Origin of the sequence: Paraburkholderia sp., assembly GCF_035501035.1 — a bacterium.
Lineage (GTDB): Bacteria > Pseudomonadota > Gammaproteobacteria > Burkholderiales > Burkholderiaceae > Paraburkholderia.
This window is the reverse complement of record NZ_DATJWR010000168.1, coordinates 1-4,327: the sequence shown is the minus strand read 5'-3', so window position 1 is coordinate 4,327 and position 4,327 is coordinate 1. Positions and strand designations below refer to the sequence as shown.

Annotated in this window: 7 protein-coding genes; all 7 read left to right on the top strand. The window is 64.8% G+C overall.

Annotated features, from left to right (window positions below):
* The coding region (locus VMJ11_RS11645) for an ABC transporter permease (RefSeq protein WP_325619568.1) at positions 1–191 on the top strand (191 nt) is incomplete at its 5' end.
* Between the two features lie 60 nt (positions 192–251).
* Complete coding sequence (mlaD, locus tag VMJ11_RS11640) at positions 252–827, top strand: outer membrane lipid asymmetry maintenance protein MlaD (protein WP_325619567.1); 576 nt, start codon at positions 252–254, stop codon at positions 825–827.
* A 12-nt stretch (positions 828–839) separates the two neighbouring features.
* Positions 840–1,841, top strand: coding sequence for a VacJ family lipoprotein (locus VMJ11_RS11635; RefSeq protein ID WP_325619566.1), 1,002 nt, complete (start codon positions 840–842; stop codon positions 1,839–1,841).
* 178 nt (positions 1,842–2,019) lie between these two features.
* Positions 2,020–2,652, top strand: coding sequence for an ABC transporter substrate-binding protein (locus tag VMJ11_RS11630; protein WP_325619565.1), 633 nt, complete (start codon positions 2,020–2,022; stop codon positions 2,650–2,652).
* Positions 2,649–2,921 (top strand): STAS domain-containing protein, encoded by a 273-nt coding sequence (locus tag VMJ11_RS11625; RefSeq protein ID WP_325619564.1) that lies wholly within the window; start codon positions 2,649–2,651, stop codon positions 2,919–2,921. The genes VMJ11_RS11630 and VMJ11_RS11625 overlap by 4 nt, the downstream gene beginning before the upstream one ends.
* A 264-nt stretch (positions 2,922–3,185) precedes the next feature.
* The gene (locus VMJ11_RS11620) at positions 3,186–4,112 is read left to right on the top strand and encodes an ABC transporter ATP-binding protein (RefSeq protein ID WP_325619563.1); all 927 of its coding nucleotides are present in this window, start codon (positions 3,186–3,188) and stop codon (positions 4,110–4,112) included.
* A partial coding sequence (locus VMJ11_RS11615; RefSeq protein WP_325619562.1) for an ABC transporter permease occupies positions 4,109–4,327 on the top strand: 219 nt, incomplete at its 3' end. The genes VMJ11_RS11620 and VMJ11_RS11615, both read left to right, overlap by 4 nt.

The window sequence follows — 4,327 nt, the reverse complement described above, 5'->3', positions numbered from 1 at the left end:
CAGACGTGGGCAACGGCGTGATCAAGAGCATCGTGTTCGGCTTTGCCGTGACCTTCACCGCGCTCTACCAGGGTTACGAGGCGAAGCCGACGCCCGAGGGCGTGTCGCGCGCGACCACGAAGACGGTCGTGTACGCGTCGCTCGCGGTGCTCGGGCTCGACTTCCTGCTCACCGCGCTGATGTTCAGCTAAGGCCGGCGCTCCGGCCTCGCGGCGCTCGCATGAGCGCCGCCGCAATGGAATCTCATTGGAATGACGATGAAAAAGAATGCTCTCGACTTCTGGGTCGGCCTGTTCGTGGTGCTGGGCTTTATCGCGCTGCTGTTCCTCGCGCTGAAGGCCGGCAACATGAGTTCGCTGTCGTTCCAGCCCACCTATGCGGTGAAGCTCAAGTTCGACAACATCGGCGGCCTCAAGCCGCGCGCGCCTGTGAAGAGCGCGGGCGTGACCGTGGGCCGGGTGGCGTCGATCGGCTTCGACTCCAATACCTATCAGGCGCTGGTGACGATCAACATCGACCAGCAGTACCAGTTTCCGAAGGACACGTCCGCGAAGATCCTGACATCCGGCCTGCTCGGCGAGCAGTACATCGGGCTCGAGCCGGGCGGCGATTCGGAAATGCTCAAGTCCGGGGACACCATCACGATGACGCAGTCTGCCATCGTGCTCGAAAACCTGATCGGCCAGTTCCTCTACAGCAAGGCCGCCGATTCGGGCGCGGCGAAATCGTCCGGCGGCGCGAGCGCGGACGCTGCGCCGGCACCCGCACAGGCGAGCGGGCCGGCTGCTGCGGCCTCGGCCGCCTCGGCTGCCCCGGCAGCCCAATAAGGAGAATCAACGATGACGACCATACGCATGCGCGCCATTACGCTCGGCGTGGCGGCGCTTGCGCTGGCGGGGTGCTCGACGGTGCAGACGCCGTCGAAGGAAGACCCGTGGGAAGGCTTCAACCGCACGGTGTACACGTTCAACGACAAGGTCGACCAGTACGCGCTCAAGCCGCTGGCGCAGGGCTACGTGAAGGTGACGCCGCAGCCCGTGCGCGATAGCGTGACGAACTTCTTCTCGAACATCGGCGATGTTTACAACGTCGCGAACAACTTCCTGCAACTGAAGATCGCCGACGGCGTTTCGGACATCATGCGGATCGTGATCAACACGGTCTTCGGCGTGGGGGGGCTCTTCGACGTGGCAACGCTCGCGAAGCTGCCCAAGCACAACCAGGACTTCGGTCTCACGCTTGGCCACTACGGCATGCCGCCGGGGCCGTACCTCGTGTTACCGCTGTTCGGTCCGAGCACGGTGCGCGACGGCGTGGGCCTCGTGCCCAACTACTTCATCAATCCGCTCACCTATTTGGATCCGGCGGCGCTTTCGTGGGGGCTGTACGGCCTGAACGTGGTGAGCACGCGCGCCAACTTGCTGGGTGCGAGCGACCTGCTCGAAAACGCGGCGATCGACAGGTACTCGTTCGTGCGTAACGCGTATCTGCAGCGCCGCCGCTATCTGATTTCGGAAGGCCGCGGGTCGAACAACCTGCCGGATTATGGCGAGGGCACCGCGCTGCCGAAGTACGACGAAGAGGAAGGCGCAGCGCCCGCTGCAGCCGCCACGGGCGCTGCCGCTGGGGCAGCGGCACCCGCTTCGGCGGCAGCCGGTGCCGCCGTTCCCGCTTCGGGCGCCACGCGTGCCGCTGCCCCGGGCGCGGCCGGCGTGCCGGCCACGCTGGAAGGGCCGGCCGGCGCCGCCGCGCCGGCGGGCGCCTCGGAGACCACCGTGCCGAGCGACCAGATGATCCCGCCGGCGCGTATCGGCTACCCGGGGCTGTTGCGTCTGCATTGAGCGCCGTGCCCGGCGAGGCGCTGTCGCCTCGCCGCATCGGGTGTCCGACATATCTGTCTGACGTAACAAGCGGAAACGCCTGTCGCACTTTGCGGCACTTTTTGACATAGCGAGATAGAACTCGCGTGCTATCGTTGGCTCCAACTGGGCGCATGTCCCCCAACTAGCAGGACTCGATATGAAAAAATTCTTTCTGTACCCGATTTTCGCCATGTTTCTTTCGTTTGCCGGTGGCGCCTTCGCGCAGACGGTCGACAGCAGCAATCCCGACACGCTCGTGAAGACGGTCACGCAGCAGGTCATGGACCAGATCAAGGGCGACAAGTCGATCCAGTCCGGCGACATCAACAAGATCACTCAGCTCGTCAACGAAAAGATCCTGCCGTACACCGATTTCCGCCGCACCACGCAGCTTGCGATGGGCCGCAATTGGCGCACCGCCACGCCGGAGCAGCAGCAACAGGTCATCGAGCAGTTCAAGGCGCTGCTGATCCGCACGTACTCGGGCGCGCTCGCCCAGGTGCGCGACCAGCAGATCCAGTACAAGCCGTTCCGCGCGAACCCGGACGACACCGACGTCGTGGTCCGCTCGACGGTGCTCAACAACGGCCAGCCGATCGAGCTCGACTATCGCCTCTACAAGACGTCGCAAGGCTGGCGCGTATATGACATCAACGTGCTCGGCGCATGGCTGATCCAGGCGTACCAGCAGCAGTTCCAGGAAAAGATCCAGCAAGGCGGCGTGGACGGCCTGATCCAGTTCCTCACGCAGCGCAACCAGCAGCTCGCATCGGGCAAGGCGACCTCGTGAGCGAGCGCTTCGCCACCGGGCACAAGCTGACCCACGAGAGCGCGAAAGCCGCGCTCTCGGCCGGATTCGCGCAGATCGCGGCGGGCGCAACCGCCGTCGACTGCGCCGCGCTCACCCAGTTCGATTCGTCGGCGCTCGCCGTGCTGATCGCGTGGCAGCGCGCCGCGCGCGAGCGCGGCACCTCCCTCGCCGTTCTCAATTTGCCTCCCGCGCTCGCGTCCCTCGCGTGCGCCTACGGCGTCGATTCGCTCCTGCACGAACGACATTGACGCGCGCCGCCTCGCCGGGCGAACGCGTCCGGGCGGCATGATGCCGCGCAGCCGGGGCGGTGCCTTCCCATTCCAAGGCGAGGCCGGGGTTTCCGACTTGGCCTATAATCAACCGTTTTTTGGGCGCTGCCTCGGCGCAAAATGCACCGCCTGGGCGTCGAGACAAGCAAAGCCGGCCTCATAAGCCGTCCCCAATTCCGGTCTTCCCCGCAGCATTAATGCACTCTTGAGCCGCACCGTTCCCAAACGGGCGGCGTATTAGTCATGCCAGCCATAGAAATCCGTAACGTCAAGAAGCGCTACAAGTCGCTTCAGGCGCTCAAGGGCGTCAGCTTCACGGTCGAAGACGGCGAGTTCTTCGGGCTGCTCGGTCCGAACGGCGCGGGCAAGACGACGCTCATCAGCATTCTTGCCGGCCTCGCCCGCGCGGACGAGGGCTCGATCGCCGTGCGCGGTCACGATGTCGTCGCCGACTACCGCAACGCGCGCCGCAACCTCGGCGTGGTACCGCAGGAACTGGTGTTCGATCCGTTTTTCACCGTGCGCGAGACGTTGCGCATCCAGTCCGGCTACTTCGGTCTGCGCAACAACGACGCGTGGATCGACGAGGTCATGGCCAATCTCGATCTCACCGAGAAAGCCGACGTGAACATGCGTGCGCTCTCGGGCGGCATGAAGCGCCGCGTGCTGGTCGCGCAGGCGCTCGTGCACCGGCCGCCCGTGATCGTGCTCGACGAACCGACCGCCGGCGTGGACGTGGAACTGCGCCAGACGCTCTGGAAGTTCATCTCGCGCCTGAACCGGGAAGGGCACACCATCGTGCTCACCACGCACTATCTCGAGGAAGCCGAACAGCTGTGCGATCGCATCGCGATGCTGCGGCGCGGCGAAATGGTTGCGCTAGAACGCACGAGCACGCTGCTGCAGCGCTTCGCGGGCACGCAGCTCTATCTGCGCTTCTCGGAAGGTGTGCTGCCCACCGAGCTGCGCGCGCTCGAGGTCGATCCGTCGAATGTCAACGCGCGCCAGCACCTCTTGCGCCTCGCGAGCTACGACGACGTGGAGCGCATTCTCGCAATGTGCCGCGCGAACGGCTGCAAGCTCGAAGAGGTCGAGGTTCGCAAGGCCGATCTGGAGGATGTCTTCGTGCAGGTGATGAACGGTCCTGAAGTGGTCGAGGGTCTCGCATGAGCGGTTTCCGTACGCTGTTCTACAAGGAAGTGCTGCGTTTCTGGAAGGTCGCATTCCAGACCGTGCTCGCACCGGTCATCACCGCGCTGCTCTATCTCACGATCTTCGGCCACGCGCTGCGCGGCCACGTCGAGGTCTATCCGGGCGTGGAGTACACGAGCTTCCTGGTCCCCGGCCTCGTGATGATGAGCGTGCTGCAGAACGCATTCGCAAAC

What these genes read in the sequence shown, in the direction of transcription:
- mlaD (WP_325619567.1), top strand. Translation starts at nt 252, where the DNA reads ATGACGATGAAAAAGAATGCTCTCGACTTCTGGGTCGGCCTGTTCGTG.
- VMJ11_RS11635 (WP_325619566.1), top strand. Translation starts at nt 840, where the DNA reads ATGACGACCATACGCATGCGCGCCATTACGCTCGGCGTGGCGGCGCTT.
- VMJ11_RS11630 (WP_325619565.1), top strand. Translation starts at nt 2,020, where the DNA reads ATGAAAAAATTCTTTCTGTACCCGATTTTCGCCATGTTTCTTTCGTTT.
- VMJ11_RS11620 (WP_325619563.1), top strand. Translation starts at nt 3,186, where the DNA reads ATGCCAGCCATAGAAATCCGTAACGTCAAGAAGCGCTACAAGTCGCTT.